Source organism: Clostridium sp. CS001, assembly GCF_020443565.1.
Lineage (GTDB): Bacteria > Bacillota > Clostridia > Clostridiales > Clostridiaceae > Clostridium_AD.
On record NZ_JAIZZN010000017.1, the window covers coordinates 39,081 to 57,220 of the forward strand.

Here is an 18,140-nt window from a genome sequence, read left to right on the forward strand (position 1 = left end):
TTTAATTGTAAGTTATACAAAAACTGTAGGATATGATTTCAAAATATTTGTGAGGTGCTTAATGTGGATGTAAAAAGATTAGATGAAATATTATTATATAACAATGAATTTGTAAAAGATAAAAAATATGAAAAATACATAACAACGAAGAATCCAAATAAAAAGCTAGTGATTTTATCATGTATGGATACTAGGTTAACAGAATTATTGCCAAAAGCAATGAATATTAAGAATGGAGATGCTAAAATAATTAAAAATGCAGGTGCTACCATAATGCATCCCTTTGGCAGTATTATAAGGAGTATAATTGTGGCTATTTATGAATTTGGAGCCGAAGACGTAATGGTTGTTGGGCATCATGGTTGTGGTATGAGTAATCTAAATACAGAGAGTATTATGAAGAAGATAATAGATAGAGGAGTATCAAAAGAAACTATATCTACATTATATAATTCAGGTATAGATGTTGGGCATTGGCTTCATGGATTTGAAACTGTAGAGGAATCAGTAAAAGAAAGCGTAAATGCAATTAAAAATCATCCTCTAATTCCTAAGGATGTTAATATTCATGGATTGATTATTGAACCTAATACAGGATGCCTTGAAGTGGTGGTAAATGGGTATCAGTAGTATATGCCTAGAAATAAAATCATATGGGTAAAAATTGCAGATTATTTTGAACATAAGAAATAAAATAAAAAATTTATTAAATGTTAATATATAATAACTTTTAATACTAGTATAATATAAACATTGTGATAAAATGTTAATGTACTAGTTTTGAGAGGAGATAATTATGGATATTATGAAAAAAGTATTTAAAGATTGGATATTACCTATAATCGCTGCAATTATAATAGCGTTTTTGATAAACAAATTTGTTTTCTTTAATGTTACTGTTCCAACAGGATCTATGCTACCTACTATAAACCTAAAGGATAAAATTTTAGTAACAAGAGTTCATAATAAGAATAATCTTAAAAATGGAGATGTAATAGTATTTCATTCTGATGAATTAGGTGAGGATCTAATAAAGCGGCTTATAGGATTACCAAATGATGAAGTGGATATTAAAGAAGATGGGTCGGTATATGTGAATCAAAAAAAAGTAGATGAGAGCTATGTTGTATATCCCGGTGGCAAAATAGGAAAATTCAAGGTTCCACAAGACAGTTACTTTTTTATGGGAGACAACAGGGCAAATTCCTCTGATGCAAGATATTGGAATCAGCCTTATATACCTACGAAGGATATAATGGGGAAGGCAAGAATTATTATTAGTCCTTTTAGTAGATTTGGAAAATTAAAATAATAAAATAAGCCACTTTTGTGGACTATTACTGGAGGTAAAACAAAATGCAATTGAATAAATTAATTGATTATATGAAAGAAGAAATTATTAAATCAACTCAAGATATTGTTAGAATCAAAAGTATAGAAAGCCAGCCAAAACCGGGAATGCCGTTTGGAGAGGGTGTAGCTAAGTCATTAGAATGTGCATTAAACGTAGCAAAAGAATTGGGTTTTCACACAGTTAACTTAGATGGATATGTTGGATATGCAGAGCACGGACAGGGCGAAGATTATGTTGTAGCCTTAGGCCACTTAGATGTTGTTCCAGAAGGAGATGGATGGATTTACCCAGCTTATGGAGCAGAGATTCATGATGGAAGAATGTATGGACGTGGAACTACAGATGATAAGGGTCCGATAATGGCAACACTGTACGGATTAAAAGCAATTAAGGATGCAAAATTGCCTCTTTCTAAAAGAATTAGAGTATTATTTGGAACTAATGAGGAAACTGGAAGCAAGGAACTTGAACATTATTTGGAAAGAGAGAAGCCACCAGTTGCTGGATTTACGCCAGATGCAGACTATCCAATAATCAATGGAGAAAAAGGTATAACTATTTTCAATATTGTAAAGGATTTTAATAATATAGGACAAGGTGAGAATCTTATAAAATACATAAAAGGCGGGCAAGCAGCTAACATGGTGCCTGATTATTGTGAAGCAGGGATTATAGCTAAGGATGCACAAAGCACCATAAAATCAGTGGAGACATTTGCGAAAAAAATGGATTATAAAATTTCAGCAGAAGTTAAAGAAAACATGGTAATAATTAAATCTGTAGGAGAATCAGCTCACGGAAGTTTACCACAACTTGGACGCAATGGTATAATGCAATTAGTTGCTTTCCTTGGAACTTTAGAACTTGGGTTAAATGACGTGTCAGAATTCATAGAGTTTTTAAATAAAAATATAGGTATGGAAGTACATGGAGAGTCTTTTGGTATTTGCCTTGAAGATAAGGATTCAGGCAAGTTATCTTTTAATGTTGGAGTAATAAGCATGGATGAAAAATCAGCTACAGTAACTTTAAATTTAAGATATCCTGTGACAAACAAATTAGAAGATATGATGAATCCATTCAATGATAGAATAGAAGGGGCAGGAATAAGAGTAGAAAAGTTTGTGCATCAAGAACCATTATACTTTTCACCAGATAGTCCAATTATTAAAGCACTTCAAAAGGTTTACACAGAACAAACTGGTGAAGAAGCTAAGCTAGTGTCTATAGGTGGTGGTACTTATGCTAAAGAGATGCCTAACACTGTAGCTTTTGGACCAATGTTTCCAGGAGAAGAAGATACTATCCACAAACCAAATGAATATATCACTATAGATAATTTAATTAAAAATGCTAAAATATATGCTCATGCATTATATGAATTAGCAAAGTAAACATATGTTTTAACAATAGAAAATAAATTTTAGACCTATATCTTACAAAATAAGATGTAGGTCTAAATATTTTATAAGAGGTGAATTTAAAAAAATATTGGTCATTGAATTTATTAAATAAGCATAGATTTAAAATAGAAATAGGGGTATAATAAAATATTATGCTATTAATAGTTTGTTAATAAATTTATAAGCAGGTTAAGTTAAATTTAAAATATTAAATTTAAGTGAGGGATAAGTATGAAGATACAAGATATTAAAATAGGAAAAATTAATATTGCATTAAAACATCCATATAGAGTAGGAAAGAAAACTCTTACATATTCAGATGAAATAGTTATAAAAATAATTACAGATACAGGGGAAATCGGCTATGGTAGTGCAGCACCGACACCGTTAATAACAGGAGAAACAATGAATTCAATTGTAGGTGCAATAAACCATATGAAAGATGAAATTATAGGCCTGGATATTGATAATCTTGAAGGAATTATGAAAATTATTCATAATTCCATTTTTGGAAATAATAGTGCAAAGGCAGCTATAGATATTGCAATATACGATTTGTATTGTAAGAGGTATGGATTGCCACTTTATAAGTTTCTAGGAGGATATAAAACTACACTGACCACAGATATTACAATTGCAAATGATACAGTGGAGCATATGGTGGGGAAATCTTTAGAAGCTGTATTAGATGGGTACACTTATTTAAAAGTAAAGATTGGGAATGATATAGACCTTGACATAGAAAGAGTAAAAGCAGTAAGAACAGCAGTAAGGCGAGGAATAAAAATAAGAGTAGATGCTAACCAGGGGTGGGCTCCAAAGGAAGCTGTAAGTATTATCAGAAAGTTTGAAGATATGGGATTAGATATTGAATTTGTTGAACAGCCAGTTAAGGCTTGGGATATTGATGGACTAAAATACGTTACAGACAATGTGTCAACAAAAATCCTTGCAGACGAAGCGGTTTTTGGACCATCAGATGCCTTTAAAATAATTGAAAAAAGAGCGGCAGACCTCATAAGTATAAAGCTTATGAAGTGCGGAGGCATCAATAATGCAATAAAAATATATAACATGGCAGAAAATATGGGTATAAGATGCATGATGGGATGTATGCTAGAAAGCAGAATAGGAATAACTGCAGCGGCTAGTTTTGCAGCATCAAAATCTAATATGATTAAAGCGGATCTAGATACTATATTGTTATTTGAGCAAGATTCAATAATTGGAGGAGCAAGCATTTCAGCAAATAAGATAATCATCAATGATTTTCCGGGTCTTGGTATTTCTGATATTATTGGATGGCATGAAATTTTATAGATACAAGGTAAAATCATTGAAATGGGGTGATAGTTTTGAATAATAAGGATACTGAATATGATGTAGAGGCTAGTCTTTTAGAAGTGGAATTAAAAAAGCAATTAGAATTTAATGTAGAAGAAGAAAAGTTAAGAGAATCCACTCAAGTTATTAGTGAAGAAATCCTTAACTACATTGAGAAAAGGAAGGAAATTCTACAATATATTTTAGACTATAGAAAAAGTGTAATTGAAGACTATAGGGATGATGAAGATATGGGAATAGAATATTTTGATCATGAGAGATATGTCATGGAAGAGGCTTTCAAAACTATTGATAGAAGACTTAAGGAGTTAACTGCGCTTAAGAGTTCCCCTTATTTTGGAAGAATAGATTTTTCAGAGGAAGACTTTGGCATTGATAAAATGTATATAGGAAGGTTTGGAGTTACTCCACAAAATACCTTTGAGCCTTTAATAGTGGATTGGAGAGCTCCTGTTGCATCATTATTTTATGCAGGTGCATTAGGGGAAGCATCTTATGATGCGCCAAAAGAGAAGATATTAGTAAACATTTTGGCTAAAAGACAATTTATTATAAAAAAAGAAAAACTTTTTGGTATGTTTGATTCAGCACTAGATATAAAAGATGAAATACTTCAAATGGTGCTTAGTAGCAATGCAGGAGAAAAGTTAAAAGATATAATAATGACAATACAAAAGGAACAAGACGATTTAATAAGACAACCACGAACTAAAACTATTGTCGTGGATGGTGTGGCTGGAAGTGGGAAAACTACTATAGCACTTCATAGGGTGGCATATTTACTCTATAATTACAGAAAAGTACTAGAAGACAAGGTTTTAATATTAGGGCCAAACAACGTGTTTATGGAGTATATATCTTCAGTGCTACCAAGCCTTGGGGAATCTGGAGTTAAACAAACCACCTTTAGGGACTTTGCTTTTGATATTTTAGAACTTTCAGAAGTAATGAGTCTAAAAGAATACATGGAAAAAGTACTTAGTGGGGAAAAGGAATTTACGAAGGACATTAAGTATAAAAATTCTATAGAGTATATGCACTTTCTTGATGAATCAATAGAAAGATTAGATAGTGAATACTTTGAAATGGAAGATTTACTTTTCATGGATGAAATAATAGTATCTAAGGAAGATATAATGGATATGTTTTATAATCATTATAAAACCATGCCTTTATTTAGAAGAAGTAAGAAGATTAAAAGAATTATTTATTCTAAAATTAGAGATGCTAGGGATGAAAAGGTTAGATTTATACAAAATGAATATCAGAATGCTATAAAGGATCTATCTGAGGAAGAGCAAAATTTTAAAGTAAGTGATTTAGATTTTAATAGAAGACTTAAAATACGTGAAGTTATTAAAGAAGTAATAAAGTTAAAAAGAAACTTTACTTTTCTTGAAAATGAAAATTGTGTTGAGTTATACAATAAAATAAATGACTATAAGGTGCTAACTGAAAATGATTTAAGTGGTATCTTATATTTAAAGATTAAGATGGAAGGAATAAAGCTTTCTGAGGAAATAAAACATGTAGTAATTGATGAAGCTCAGGACTATAACCATCTTCAATTCCTGGTAATAAAGGAATTAACAAAGTGCACTTCCTTTACTATAGTTGGAGATAGTAACCAAAGAATGATTCCATATGAAGGAAAGCTTCCTATGCTTAACATAAAAGAAATACTTCCAGAGTGCAATGTGGAGGAATTTAAGCTAAATACTAGCTACAGATCTACAAAAGAGATTATGGAGTATGCTAATAAATATTTGGATGCAGAACCTATTGTCCCTATAGTTAGAAATGGTGAAGTAGTAACGGAGAAATTAATTTCAAATAAGGATGAACTTAAAGAATTTATTCTTAGTAAAATAGCAGTGTTTAAAAATAAAACTTATGAAAATATTGCAATTATCTGTAAAGATATAAACGAAGCTGAAGATGTCTTTGAATTAATTAAAGATAGTGAAAAGGTTAGAATTATAAATAAAGAAAATGCTGTATACCATAGTGGAATTGTTGTTATTCCATCATATTTTGCTAAGGGACTTGAATTTGATGCTGTGGTCATGGTATTAGATAAGCAAAGTGATGCAGATGAATATAAACAAGAGGATAAACTTAGATATGTGATGGCAACTAGGGCATTACATGAACTTCATGTGGGGGTTAAAAATCAATTCTAGATTAAATAAAAGGTTTTTTCTTATATTATGCTTTAACTAAAAGTATAGATTGCTAGCATAATATAAGAAAAAACAGTTTGGTTGAAAAGTAGATATTGTTTTTTGAAATCATATGCAGCAAGGTAGAGTAAAAAAATAGTTACAATTATTTTTTGTTTATAAGGATATATGAGAAAATCAAAATACAGAAAGGATATTTTAAAATGGAAATAGAAAGAAAGTTTTTAATTAAAAAAATGCCAGATTTAACAAATGTACAGGCTATCGATATTGAACAAGGTTATTTATCTTTTTTTCCAGAAGTAAGAACAAGAAAAAAAGATGAGAAGTTTTATTTGACTGTGAAATCAGATGGAGATATTGCAAGGGAAGAATATGAAATAGAAATATCTCAAAACACATATGAAGAATTGAGCGATAAAGTAGCAGGTTTAGTGTTAAAAAAAAGAAGATACGAAATACCTCTAAACAAAGTTGATGTTGCTGAATTAGATATATATGAAAATTTTGAAGATTTAAAGGTGGTAGAGGTTGAATTTATCGACATTGATTCCGCAAATAATTTTGAAGTACCTTGTTGGTTTGGAACTGAAGTCACAAGGGATAAGGAATTTAGAAATAAAACTTTAGCGCAAATAATAAGTAATGTATAAAGTTTTTTTTTTTTAGTTATTACCTTGTTAGTTCAGCCCAATTTTCAATAACTTCATTTAATTCTATAAGAGTACTAGTTTTATCTTCAGCAGATATGGAACCTCTAAGTCTTGCAATGTTTAAACTTATATTATACAGTTCGTCTCTTTCAACACTAAATTGAATACGTGGCATAATTTTTTTCCAAGCAGTATCAATACTTACTATATCTTCATGAAGTAGAGTCCATTTTTCAGCTTTTGCATGTTCGATGGATAGTTCTACAAAAGAAATTACATCTTCTGAAGGATTGTTAGGATTTTTTAGAAAATTACCTCCTAGCATTAATAATACAAAGACAGACAAAGTAATTACTGGTATTGCAAATGATATAAACTTTTTCATCGGGATAAAATCACCACCTTCATTTTACTTGCTTTCATCCTTTAAATTATCATCGTAAAGATCTATATGTAAACCACTTGAAGCATTGTAAGTGGCTAAGAATACTTCTGAAACATCACTAATATCTTGTTTTTTCAATTTATTCATTAGCCATTTTTTATTTCTATTAATGCTTGTTAAGTTTTCATCTATAATAGAGCCGTCACAAATCACTTCACAGCTAATACTAGCAGGGGAAACCTTGAGCTTTAAATCCTTTGGAGACACTGAGTCGCATTCAGATTTTTTTAAGATAGACAATTGACCATCTTTTTCAAGAACTGCAAAGGCTACATCATCTAAGTCAAAGATACCCTTATCTCTTAATTGTGCTAAAAGATCACCTATGGTATAACGCGATTCTTTCATGGATTTCTCAAGCACTTTCCCATTTGCAATAATAATGCTAGGATTCCCATCTAGGTATTTTTCAGCAGATTTTGATTTAACAACTACAAGCTGTAAAATCAGGCACAAGAAAGTCCAAGTAAATAAGCCTACCCAATGTGGCCATGCCCTACTAGTTAAGTCTGTAGTTAGAGAAGAGGCTGTGGAACCTATAGTTATGCCAACTACATAATCAAAAAAAGTCAGCTGACTAACCTGTTGTTTGCCGAGAACGCGAGTGAATATAAGTAAGGTGAAAAATCCAATAATTCCTCTCACAAATGTCATTAAACCTTCATCCATTAATAACAGCTCCTTTCAACTATTAGTATTCCCAAGTTTATGATTTGTATTAATTTTAGGATTTTATAAAGAATGACTTATATTTAATATTTTATAGTGGTAAGATTTAAGGGAAAGACTAGCTATTAAACTTGCCACTTGCCACGTGGGTGGCACTAGATGTTTAAAAGGAGCGATAGGGATGGATTTGATAAGGATTGTTTCAAATGTTCAAATGATTTCTGAGGCAATATCAAGTGTTATAGGAGTAGATGTAACTGTTGTAGATAACAATTATAATAGAATTGCAGGGACAGGAAGATATAGAAATTGTATTGGTGAGAAAGTAAATGAAAACTCCGCCTTTGGATTTGTTTTAACGCAAGGAGAAAGTCTCATTATTGAAAATCCAGGGCAGCATTTTACTTGTTTAAAGTGTGATAATGTGGAAACTTGTGAGGAGTTTGCAGAGGTTTGTTGCCCTATTAATGTAGGTAATGACACCGTGGGGGTAATTGGGCTAATTGCTTTTGAAGAAGAGCAACGAAAGGCTATTATAAGCAATCAAGCAAACCTAATGAATTTCTTAAATAGAATGGCAGATTTAATATCTTCAAAGGTAATAGAACAGGAAAATACAGAACAAATAAAGCTTTTGGCAGGGGAACTTGAGATAGTTCTAGATTCTGTTGACAGAGGAATTATCGCAACGGATCACCGGGGTGCTGTTCTTCATTATAATACCAAAGCTGTGGAGTTATTTAGGATTTCAGGAAAGGAAATTTTAAATACCAATATAAGAGATCTTATTGGAAACTTAGATTTTAATTGCCTTATTGAAAAGCATAAAAACTTAACAAATAAAGAGTTTACGTACAATGGGAGTAATTATCATTTTAGAGGGGTTTTTGATGCAAAGTCTATTAGTATTGGTGATAAGAGTGTAGGGATAGTATGCACCTTTAGCAATATTTCTGATTTGTTAAAGACAGTTAACAATATTACCACAGGGACTATTGTTACTTCCTTTGACAGTATTATAGGGAGTAGCCATTGCTTAGATCAGGTTAAAAAAGAAGCAGAAAAAGCATCTAAGTCTACTTCTACCGTACTTATTCAAGGTGAAAGTGGAACTGGAAAAGAGTTGTTTGCTAGGGCTGTTCACTTTAATAGTAATAGAGCTAAGGGACCATTTATTCCAATAAATTGTGCGGCTATTCCAGAACAACTGTTAGAAAGCGAGTTTTTTGGATATGAAGATGGTGCATTTACAGGAGCAAGACGGGGCGGAACCTCAGGGAAATTTGAACTTGCAAATATGGGAACCATATTCTTAGATGAAATAGGGGATATGCCAATTCACCTTCAAGCTAAATTGCTACGGGTATTGCAGGAGCATGTTATTGAGAAGGTTGGTGGTAAGGAATCTATTCCTATAGATGTGAGAATTATAGCAGCTACAAATAAGGAATTAGAAAAAAAAGTGTTAGAGGGAGAGTTTAGGCAAGATTTGTTTTATAGATTAAATGTAATTCCGCTCAATATACCTCCTTTAAGAGAGCGAAAAGAAGATATAGTAATTCTTGTAGACTATCTTTTAGAAAAATGTAACACTAAACTTGAAAAACATATAAATAACATAGATAATTGCTCCTTAGAAGTTTTTATGAATTATCAGTGGCCTGGTAATGTACGTGAACTTGAAAATACCATAGAATATGCTGTAAATATGTGTGGTAGTGGCATTATCGAAGTTGCAGATTTACCCAAGAAACTAAGAACCAAAACACCTGAAATTGACTTAAAGGGTAAGGGAGATATAGGCATTATACCTGTTAAGGAGCTAGAGAAAAAAGAGATTCAAAAGGCACTGGATTATTTTGGACAAGACAAGCAGGCAATTACAAAGGCGGCTATGGCTTTGGAATTAAGTAGAGCGACTCTATATAGAAAGATAAAAGAGTATGAAATTAAACAGTATCATAATGAGAATTAATTCTCATTATGATACTGTTTTTGTTTGCAATGTATCATTTTGAGAAAAAGAAGTATACAAAGGGCTATTTCAAGTAAAAAATTGTTGGCATAGATATTGCTTTAATATGTATTAAGATAATTTGTAGAGGAGTGATTTTATGAAATTAAGAAATCTTATAGTTGAGACATTAAAGGAAGAAGTTGTTCCTGCAATGGGATGTACTGAGCCAGTAGCTGTTGCTCTTGCCTGTGCAAAGGCTAAGGAATTAATAAATTTTAATTATATAGAAAAAGCAGAAGTTTTTGTTAGTCCTAATATATATAAAAATGGTTTGTCAGTTGGTATACCAAATACTGAGGAAGTTGGACTATATATTGCGGCTGCTTTAGGGTTTATGGGCGGAGAAAGTGAAAAAGATTTAAATGTACTTGAGGGAATAAGTAAAGAAAATGTAGAGATTGCAAAAGGCTTCTTACATAGTGGAAAGTTATCATTAGATATTAAAGATACATCAGATAAGGTTTATGTAGAAGTAAATCTTGTAACAGACAAAGGTGAATGCAAGGTAATTATCAGTGGAAAACATAATAGATTTGTTTATATTGAAAAGCTTGGAGAAGTTCTACTAGATGTTAGAAAAGAGGATACGAGTAGTAGTAATACAAAGAATGTTTTATATAGTTTAAAGATAAGAGATATTATAAAGGAAATTGAAGAAATTCCGCATAGGGATATTGCCTTTATGTTAGATGGAATAGTGATGAATGAAGCAATAGCTCAGCTAGGACTTAAAGAAAAACTGGGTATGGGAGTTGGCTTTAGTCTTTTGAAAAGTGTAGAGCAAGGGTTTTTGTCAGAAGACTTAATGACTTCTTCAATGATGCTCACAGCGGCTGCTAGTGATGCGAGAATGTCAGGAATAAATGTATCTGTAATGAGTAGTAATGGAAGTGGAAACAATGGGCTAACAGCAATTCTTCCCATAGTTGCATATAAAAATAAATTTAATGTAGATGATGAAAAGCTGGCTAAGGCAGTGGCAATAAGTCATATTATGAACAGTTACATAAAGCATTATATAGGAAGATTATCAGCGCTTTGTGCTTGTGGGGTTGCAGCTGGAACTGGCGCAGGAATAGCTATAGCATGGCTAATGGGAGCTACAGAAGATCAAATAGATGGAGTCATAAAGAATACCCTTGCAAATACAAGCGGGATGATATGTGACGGTGCTAAGGAAGGTTGTGCAATAAAGCTTTCAACTTCTGCATCAGTTGCTGTACAATCTGCAATATTAGCTATAAATGATTCTATTGTGCAGGCGAGGAACGGAATCATTGCAGAGACGGCAGAAGCTACAATTAGAAATTTAGGTGTTTTATCTGTAGAGGGTATGAGCATTACAGATCACGTTATATTAAACACTATGAAAAATATGCAAAGGGAATATAAAACTGGGGATACAAATGAAAATTCAAAAGAAAATTCACTAAAACAACATAGTATTGCTTAGCATATTTATTTTTAAAAAACCATAAATTACTATTGAAATTAGTTTTAATTCTGATATAATAAAGTTAATAGATAGTAATAAAACATATTTGAAAACTTTATAAATTTATATTTCTGAGATATTCGTGAAGCTCCTATTTTCAACCTACATCACAAATACGGGAGTTCAAAATCAAGATGTGGATGTGGCCTATAAGCCCAGTGTATTTAAATTGGCAAGGACTGTTAAACATCTCTGAGGACACCCACCTATCGAAAAGATAGGTGTCAAAATCGGGGCAACGGTACCTTGGATTATAAATTATAAAACTTTAGATTTGTTTATTAAAGAGATAGAAATATCTCTTTTTTTAATGCGTAGAAAATTAAATTTATTCTTTTTGTGTTATAATAATTTTAGGTGTATATAATAAATTTTAGAAGTTTAGCAACTTTAAATTATTAAGGTATATTGAAAGAAATGAGGTAAGGGAGCACTAGATAATCTTTCGAAAATGCCGAGTATAGAGGTGTACTTTTATGACAGAAGATAAAATCCTTGAAATGATAAAACGTAACGCAATTGTTATAAAAAGCATTGAAAATCCAAGTGATGAAATGAAACTTACAGCCATAAAGAAAGATGGATTATTGATACGCTATATAAAAGATGCTACAAAAGAAATGCAGAAGCTTGCAATAAAAAGTAATCCTCGGGCAATTGAGTTTATAGAAAGTCCAACTTATGATATGAAAAAATATGTTGTGTCTAAGCTATGGAATACCTTAGAATTTATTGCAAATCCTTGCGAAGAATTAATAAAAATAGGAATTGATCAAAAGGGATATTCAATAAAATATGCTAGAAATCCAAGCATTCTATTGCAAAGAGTAGCTATAGAAAAAGATTATGATTCCATAAAATACATAGATAATCCAACTGAAGAAATACAGATTCTAGCTATAAAAAGAAATTATGATGCTTTAAGATATATAGAAAATGCAACTTTAAAGGCAGAGCTCATAGCAATTGCTGAAAATGAAGCTGCCATAAAGTTCATTTCATACATAGATGAAAATAAAAAGATATTATTTTTAAAGAGCAATGCCTTGGTAATGAAATACATTATCAATGATCTACCGCAAAATTCTGTAGAGATTGCTTTTAAAGAGGTATTATCTAAAGAAAGTGTATCAGAAAAATATGTAAGAGATTTTATAAATTGTGACAGTATAAATGAGAAGTATGGGAATATATCTATGGACAAAATGATTTTTATTTATAAGTATGGTAGTGAGACTTGCAAGAAAATAGCAGTTGATGAAAAGCTAAAGATGATGTAAGAGGTGATAGATTAATGAATTTTAAGGATACATTACTAAGTGTGGAGCTTGTTATAGAGACAAATGAAGTACCGTTAATTGTAGGACAAAGTGGAATAGGGAAAACTGCATTAGCTAGGACTCTTTCAAAGAAGAAAGGTTGGGACTTAGTTATTATAGATGGAAACCTTTTGAAAGAAGGAGAAATAGGGGGGCTTCCTACCGTTGAGGAGGTTAGTTTTAAGGATGATAAAGGCAGGGATGCTTTTAGAAAGGGAACGGTTTATGCTGTTCACACAAAACTACAAGAAATAGATGGATTGATAGCAGAGGGTAAAGAGGTATTTTTATTTATTGACGAGATTAACCGTTGTGAGCATACAGTTCAACAAGAACTTATGAATCTAATTTTAAATAGAGAGATAAATGGATATAAACTTCATGAAAAAGTAAAAATTTTAGCTGCTATGAACCCTTCTAGTAAATATGGAGAAGAATTTGATTATCAAGTAGTTGATATGGATGCAGCACAAGAAAATAGATTTGTTTGGCTGCACATGGAAAGCGATTCAAAAGCTTGGCTGGCATGGGCTAGTGAAAATAAACTAGAGCAAAAGGTTATAGAGTTTATATCTACGTTCCCAGAATACTTACATAACACTCACAGAGATGAGAAGGTAAAAGCAACGCCTAGAAGCTTTGAAAGGGTTTCTAAAAGTTATGGAATATATAAAAAGAAGAAGGATATAATTCCTAAAAGAGTATTTTTAAATATATTAAAGGGTAGTTTGGGTAACCGAATTGCTCATGAGTTTATGAGCTTTGCAGAGGAAGACAATGAACCTTTAATTTCATATGAAGAGGTATTTGAAAATACAGAATTACCACAGGAAATAGTAGAAAAGGTAAAGACGGAAAGTCACACTAGATTATATTTGATTGCAAACAATATATTAAGAACTTTAAGTAACAAGGAGATTTTAAGCAGCGATATAAAAAGGTTAGTGGAATTTATGGAGTTCTACCCTGTGGACTTAAGGCTTGGAATTATGCAGGATATTAAGGAAAGTCATAAGGATATTTACAAGTTTTGTTTGGAAAATCAAGCTTTCGTTGAAATGTATTTTAAGGCTTATGGCGAAATTAAGGGCTAGGTGAAATTATGGGAATAAGTTTTGATAACCTTAAAGACTCACTTTATGATGAGATTTCTAATGTGAAAAGTATTGAGAAGATGCCAAAGGATTTTACAGAAAATTTCTTGAAACTTGTGGCAAATGTTAATTATATGCTTATAGAAGAGAAAAGAAACTTTTATGGATATTTTCTACTTCAAATGTCCAGGGAGATAAGATATGATATAGCAACACCCACTGCTGTGAACTTTAAGTTATCTAAGTATATAATTTACTTTAACCCCTATATATTTTTAAATCTTACTGAGCAGCAGATGAAGAGCACTATTAAACATGAGATTCATCATATATTGTCCTTTCACTTAAATCGTGGAAGAAAACTTAAAAAGAAATATAGTACCTTGGCAATTAATATGGCAATGGATATAGTGGTGAACCAACATATAGATTATCTTCCGCCCTATGCTACAACCTTAGAGCAGATAAACATTAAGTATAGTTTAAAAATGCAGCCTTATATGACTATGGAGTACTACACTGATGAAATTCAACTTGCCTTAAGTTTACTCCAGGAGAAGGAGGAAAGTGAAGAGGATGATTCTAAGGAAGATAATGTAGAAAAAGAATATGTTGCAAAGAGAACTCATGATTTGTGGGAAGAATCAACAGAGGTGGACGAGGAGACTCTTAAAGATTTCACTGAGAAACTTGCCAGGCTATCAGATAAGGGATCAAATCCTGCTTATTTACAAGAGATGCTAAAGGGACTTGCGGGTACAAAAAGTGAAATTCCTTGGAATATGTATCTAAAGAGGATAATGGGAACATTAGAAAGTGACAAAAAAAGGACCGTTTCAAGAAGAAGTAGACGGCAACCTAATAGGCTAGATCTAAGAGGAGAACTAAGAGGACATACAGCTAGAATTACCCTAGCTATAGACATAAGTGGTAGCATAAGCGAGGAGGAGTTTAATGGTGCGGTAAAGGAAGTTTTTAATATTATAAAAACTTATAAGCATGAAATAACTCTTATAGAATGTGATTCAGAAATAAGGCAAGTATATAAAGTAAAATCTATTAACAATATAAGAAAGCGTAGTAGCAGCGGTGGTGGCACAAAATTTACACCGGTATTCAACTATGTAAATAATACAAACACAAACATATTAATATATTTTACAGATGGAAAGGGAGAGGAAAACTTAAGGGTAACACCAAGGGGCTATAAAACCTTGTGGGTTATATCGGGACGTGGAGATAAACTTTCCTTAAATGAACCCTTTGGTATTGTAAAAAAACTAAAACCTGTGGATATAAAAGAAGATACTGTGGACAAGTTAGACGTAATAGGTGATGGCTTTTCTATGAATAATCAAGAGCCAATTTATTAAAAATATAGTAGTTTTATTTTAGTGTGAAAGATATAATTAAAATGTTACTTGGGTAAAATTAAGTTATAAATAATTAAACAAATTAAAGGTGGATATATATGAAAAATTTAAAGATGGTATTAGAATTTGATGGAAGCAGATATAAAGGGTGGCAAAAGCAAGGTGATAATGACTTAACACTTCAAGGTAAGTTAGAAGAAGTATTATCCAAAATCACAGGAGAGGCAGTGAAAATTTCAGGATGTGAAAGAAGCGATGTAGGAGTACATGCTGAAAATTATATTGCAAACTTTCATACTAGCTGTAACTTAAGCGACGATACTATATTAGATTGCCTATGTGAAGAGCTGCCAGAAGATATAGTAGTAAAATCTATGGTGGAAGCAAGTGAGAAATTTCATGCAGCCTACAACATAAAATCAAAGACATATGTATACAAAATAAATAATAATGAATTAAGAGATGTATTTAATAGAAAATATGTTTATCACACTGATGTAAAACTGGATTTAGAAGAAATGAGAATTACGGCAAAGGCTTTGGTTGGAACTCATGACTTTGAAAGTTTTTCTACAGTGACGGAAACTGTGAGAGATACTATTAAAACTATTAATTATATCAATATCACAGAAGAAGCTGGCATCATTGAAATAGAGATTAATGGAGATGATTTCTTATGGAATATGATGAGAATTGTAATAGGCAGCCTTTTAGAAGTGGGAAAAGAAAATCTTAGACCATTGGATATAGAATATTTGGTGAAGGATAAAACTGCATCAGCATATATACCAATGACTAAAACAAAAGGATTATACCTAAGAAGTGTTCAATATTAAAAGTTTTAAAAAAGTATTAAATTTCTCCTGAGTGCCTTGCAAATGAACTCCAAACAAGAAATTCGATTAAGAAATTCTAATCTTTTACTCATGTGAAATTCTCTAGCGTTCACACTCGACGTCCTGTCTCGAGTTCACTAGCCTGACGTCCTGGCAGGCTTACAAGAATTTTACATTCGCAAAACAAGAATTTCTAAATTGAATTTAATTATTTTATCGTCTCTTTTGCAAGTCACTTCGGAGAAATTCAATACTTACTATTTACATAATATTCTAGGGGGAGCGTGAGATTTAACGCTTCCCCTAATTTGAATTTAAGAAAAAGATTATTTAACTATTACTAATTCATATTCATCTGTACCAATGCCGATAGCCTTTGCATGGTCTAGTCCAACTTTCCAATCAGTATCTGGATGTATATGGGAGAATTTATCATGTCCTTCATGGAAGTCTTTATGGTCAAGCTCACTTCCCAGTGAGGATGTTGCTTTGTTAACCATATCAACACAGGCCATATCTAAGGCTACTGGGTCAAAGGATGCCGCCATACCTATGTCTGGAACAATTGCAACATCATTTGTAGCCCAACAATCACAATTAGGGGAAACATTCATAATAAAACTAATATGGAAGGTAGGTTTATCTTTAATAACAGCATAGGTATACTCGGCAATTTTCTCATTAGCAATGTCAGCAGATTCATTCCACTGCACTGTGGCACTATCAAAGCGGCAAACTGCAACACATTGGCCACAACCTACGCATTTATCATAATCTATAGTTGCTTTTTTATTTTCGTCAAAAGAAATAGCTTCATGTAGACAGTTTTTGATGCAAAGGCCACAGCTTACACAATTCTCTTTCTTCATAACAGGCTTAGAGGCAGAATGCATTTCAAGCTTTCCTCCAATAGAACCGCTGCCCATACCTAAATTCTTTAGTGTTCCACCAAATCCTGTCATTTCATGGCCTTTAAAGTGAGTCATAGAAACAACGATATCAGAATCAGCAATGGCTGAAGCTATTTTAGCAGTTTTGCAATGTTTTTGATCAATTAGAATTTCTCTATAATCTCCACCTTTTAAACCATCAGCTATAATTACATTACATCCAACTGAAATTGGATTAAAACCATTTTCCATAGCTGCTTCAATATGGTCTACTGCATTAAATCTTCTTCCGGAGTATAAGGTGTTTGCATCAGTAAGGAAGGGCTTGCCACCTAATTCTTTTATAAGTTTAACAATTACAGCAGCATAATTTGGCCTAATATATGCAAGGTTTCCTGGCTCTCCAAAGTGGATTTTTATAGCTACAAATTTATCTTTAAAATCAATGTTTTTAATACCTGCATCTACTACAAGTTTTTGAAGCTTATCTAGTAAACTATATCCCGGGTTAGTTCTTAAATTTGTAAAATATACCTTAGATTTTTCCATGTGATTACTCCCCTTTTATTATATTTATACAACTAATTTAAGTTAGTACAAATATTATAACATATTCAAACAAGCTAACACTTATCCAATGGTAAATACTTTTAATAATCCAAATAATAATAAATATATTAAATGAAAACCATTAATCACTACATAAAATCCGGTAGCAACACTAAGCAGAATGTTGGACTGTTTTAATTGTTTTTCACTTGCCTTTTTCATTCTAATAAATAGATAAGATAATAAAACAGCTGGCAATACAACTTTTAATATGAAGCTAGTAAGTAAACTATTTACTGCTTTTGACATTAGGAAATTGGCCTCTATAAAGAAGCCTGTAGATAAGAGAAAAAGGGTAAATATTATGTCCATCACATTTAGAATGTATAAGACTAAAATCTTATACTTTATATTCTCAAGGGTGTAGCTTTTTATAAAAGATATCAAATTAACACCTCCATAGAAGAGTTAGTATATTCTAGTGCATAGTTTTATTAGTGTTTACTATATTAGAGA

General features: G+C 31.8%; 16 protein-coding genes and 1 other RNA gene. 13 read left to right on the plus strand and 4 right to left on the minus strand.

All coding sequences use genetic code 11. The features are described from left to right. Window positions 1–63: 63 nt before the first annotated feature. From LGK97_RS12160 to LGK97_RS12185, 6 genes are all read left to right on the plus strand, one after another. Window positions 64–630 (plus strand): beta-class carbonic anhydrase, encoded by a 567-nt coding sequence (locus tag LGK97_RS12160; RefSeq protein WP_413228431.1) that lies wholly within the window; start codon window positions 64–66, stop codon window positions 628–630. Window positions 631–796: 166 nt separating this feature from the next. Next, window positions 797–1,312, plus strand: coding sequence for a signal peptidase I (gene lepB / locus LGK97_RS12165; RefSeq protein WP_226260044.1), 516 nt, complete (start codon window positions 797–799; stop codon window positions 1,310–1,312). A 44-nt stretch (window positions 1,313–1,356) separates the two neighbouring features. Further along, window positions 1,357–2,748 carry a dipeptidase PepV gene (pepV, locus tag LGK97_RS12170; protein ID WP_226260045.1) on the plus strand — a complete coding sequence of 464 codons (1,392 nt, stop codon included), beginning with the start codon at window positions 1,357–1,359 and terminating at the stop codon, window positions 2,746–2,748. A gap of 240 nt (window positions 2,749–2,988) precedes the next feature. Beyond that, on the plus strand, window positions 2,989–4,077 hold the full coding sequence (locus LGK97_RS12175) for a dipeptide epimerase (protein ID WP_226260046.1): 1,089 nt from the start codon (window positions 2,989–2,991) through the stop codon (window positions 4,075–4,077). A 35-nt stretch (window positions 4,078–4,112) separates the two neighbouring features. Beyond that, window positions 4,113–6,284 carry a HelD family protein gene (locus LGK97_RS12180; RefSeq protein WP_226260047.1) on the plus strand — a complete coding sequence of 724 codons (2,172 nt, stop codon included), beginning with the start codon at window positions 4,113–4,115 and terminating at the stop codon, window positions 6,282–6,284. A gap of 203 nt (window positions 6,285–6,487) precedes the next feature. Continuing rightward, the gene (locus LGK97_RS12185; RefSeq protein WP_226260048.1) at window positions 6,488–6,937 is read left to right on the plus strand and encodes a CYTH domain-containing protein; all 450 of its coding nucleotides are present in this window, start codon (window positions 6,488–6,490) and stop codon (window positions 6,935–6,937) included. A 19-nt stretch (window positions 6,938–6,956) separates the two neighbouring features. On the opposite strand, the gene LGK97_RS12190 is transcribed toward LGK97_RS12185, so the two are convergent. Both LGK97_RS12190 and LGK97_RS12195 read right to left on the minus strand, forming a co-directional pair. Then, the gene (locus LGK97_RS12190) at window positions 6,957–7,322 is read right to left on the minus strand and encodes a DUF4363 family protein (RefSeq protein ID WP_226260049.1); all 366 of its coding nucleotides are present in this window, start codon (window positions 7,320–7,322) and stop codon (window positions 6,957–6,959) included. 24 nt (window positions 7,323–7,346) lie between these two features. After that, window positions 7,347–8,051, minus strand: coding sequence for a DUF421 domain-containing protein (locus LGK97_RS12195; protein WP_226260050.1), 705 nt, complete (start codon window positions 8,049–8,051; stop codon window positions 7,347–7,349). 181 nt (window positions 8,052–8,232) lie between these two features. Between LGK97_RS12195 and LGK97_RS12200 the strand changes: the two genes are divergently transcribed. The 7 genes from LGK97_RS12200 (at window position 8,233) to truA (ending at window position 16,185) form a co-directional block, all read left to right on the plus strand. Next, window positions 8,233–10,026 carry a sigma 54-interacting transcriptional regulator gene (locus LGK97_RS12200; RefSeq protein ID WP_226260051.1) on the plus strand — a complete coding sequence of 598 codons (1,794 nt, stop codon included), beginning with the start codon at window positions 8,233–8,235 and terminating at the stop codon, window positions 10,024–10,026. Between the two features lie 139 nt (window positions 10,027–10,165). Further along, window positions 10,166–11,521, plus strand: a complete 1,356-nt coding sequence (locus LGK97_RS12205; protein ID WP_226260052.1) for a serine dehydratase subunit alpha family protein — start codon at window positions 10,166–10,168, stop codon at window positions 11,519–11,521. A 107-nt stretch (window positions 11,522–11,628) separates the two neighbouring features. Next, window positions 11,629–11,819, plus strand: a non-coding RNA gene (gene ssrS / locus LGK97_RS12210) — 6S RNA. 220 nt (window positions 11,820–12,039) lie between these two features. Further along, window positions 12,040–12,843, plus strand: coding sequence for a hypothetical protein (locus LGK97_RS12215; RefSeq protein WP_226260053.1), 804 nt, complete (start codon window positions 12,040–12,042; stop codon window positions 12,841–12,843). A gap of 14 nt (window positions 12,844–12,857) precedes the next feature. Beyond that, a complete protein-coding gene (locus LGK97_RS12220; protein WP_226260054.1) occupies window positions 12,858–13,976 on the plus strand; it encodes an ATP-binding protein in 1,119 nt (372 codons plus the stop codon). 8 nt (window positions 13,977–13,984) lie between these two features. Next, window positions 13,985–15,349 carry a VWA-like domain-containing protein gene (locus LGK97_RS12225; protein WP_226260055.1) on the plus strand — a complete coding sequence of 455 codons (1,365 nt, stop codon included), beginning with the start codon at window positions 13,985–13,987 and terminating at the stop codon, window positions 15,347–15,349. Between the two features lie 98 nt (window positions 15,350–15,447). Further along, window positions 15,448–16,185 carry a tRNA pseudouridine(38-40) synthase TruA gene (truA, locus tag LGK97_RS12230; RefSeq protein ID WP_226260056.1) on the plus strand — a complete coding sequence of 246 codons (738 nt, stop codon included), beginning with the start codon at window positions 15,448–15,450 and terminating at the stop codon, window positions 16,183–16,185. A gap of 326 nt (window positions 16,186–16,511) precedes the next feature. Here the strand turns inward: truA and LGK97_RS12235 are convergent, their stop codons facing one another. After that, window positions 16,512–17,624 carry a DUF362 domain-containing protein gene (locus LGK97_RS12235; RefSeq protein ID WP_226260057.1) on the minus strand — a complete coding sequence of 371 codons (1,113 nt, stop codon included), beginning with the start codon at window positions 17,622–17,624 and terminating at the stop codon, window positions 16,512–16,514. Window positions 17,625–17,705: 81 nt separating this feature from the next. Further along, a complete protein-coding gene (locus LGK97_RS12240; RefSeq protein WP_226260058.1) occupies window positions 17,706–18,071 on the minus strand; it encodes a DUF5658 family protein in 366 nt (121 codons plus the stop codon). Window positions 18,072–18,140: the final 69 nt, after the last annotated feature.

Bases quoted from the DNA above. Each gene is read 5' to 3' on its own strand.
- LGK97_RS12235 (WP_226260057.1), bottom strand. From the start codon at position 17,624: ATGGAAAAATCTAAGGTATATTTTACAAATTTAAGAACTAACCCGGGA.
- LGK97_RS12185 (WP_226260048.1), top strand. From the start codon at position 6,488: ATGGAAATAGAAAGAAAGTTTTTAATTAAAAAAATGCCAGATTTAACA.
- pepV (WP_226260045.1), top strand. From the start codon at position 1,357: ATGCAATTGAATAAATTAATTGATTATATGAAAGAAGAAATTATTAAA.
- LGK97_RS12175 (WP_226260046.1), top strand. From the start codon at position 2,989: ATGAAGATACAAGATATTAAAATAGGAAAAATTAATATTGCATTAAAA.
- LGK97_RS12200 (WP_226260051.1), top strand. From the start codon at position 8,233: ATGGATTTGATAAGGATTGTTTCAAATGTTCAAATGATTTCTGAGGCA.
- LGK97_RS12190 (WP_226260049.1), bottom strand. From the start codon at position 7,322: ATGAAAAAGTTTATATCATTTGCAATACCAGTAATTACTTTGTCTGTC.
- truA (WP_226260056.1), top strand. From the start codon at position 15,448: ATGAAAAATTTAAAGATGGTATTAGAATTTGATGGAAGCAGATATAAA.
- LGK97_RS12205 (WP_226260052.1), top strand. From the start codon at position 10,166: ATGAAATTAAGAAATCTTATAGTTGAGACATTAAAGGAAGAAGTTGTT.
- LGK97_RS12225 (WP_226260055.1), top strand. From the start codon at position 13,985: ATGGGAATAAGTTTTGATAACCTTAAAGACTCACTTTATGATGAGATT.
- lepB (WP_226260044.1), top strand. From the start codon at position 797: ATGGATATTATGAAAAAAGTATTTAAAGATTGGATATTACCTATAATC.
- LGK97_RS12195 (WP_226260050.1), bottom strand. From the start codon at position 8,051: ATGGATGAAGGTTTAATGACATTTGTGAGAGGAATTATTGGATTTTTC.
- LGK97_RS12220 (WP_226260054.1), top strand. From the start codon at position 12,858: ATGAATTTTAAGGATACATTACTAAGTGTGGAGCTTGTTATAGAGACA.
- LGK97_RS12215 (WP_226260053.1), top strand. From the start codon at position 12,040: ATGACAGAAGATAAAATCCTTGAAATGATAAAACGTAACGCAATTGTT.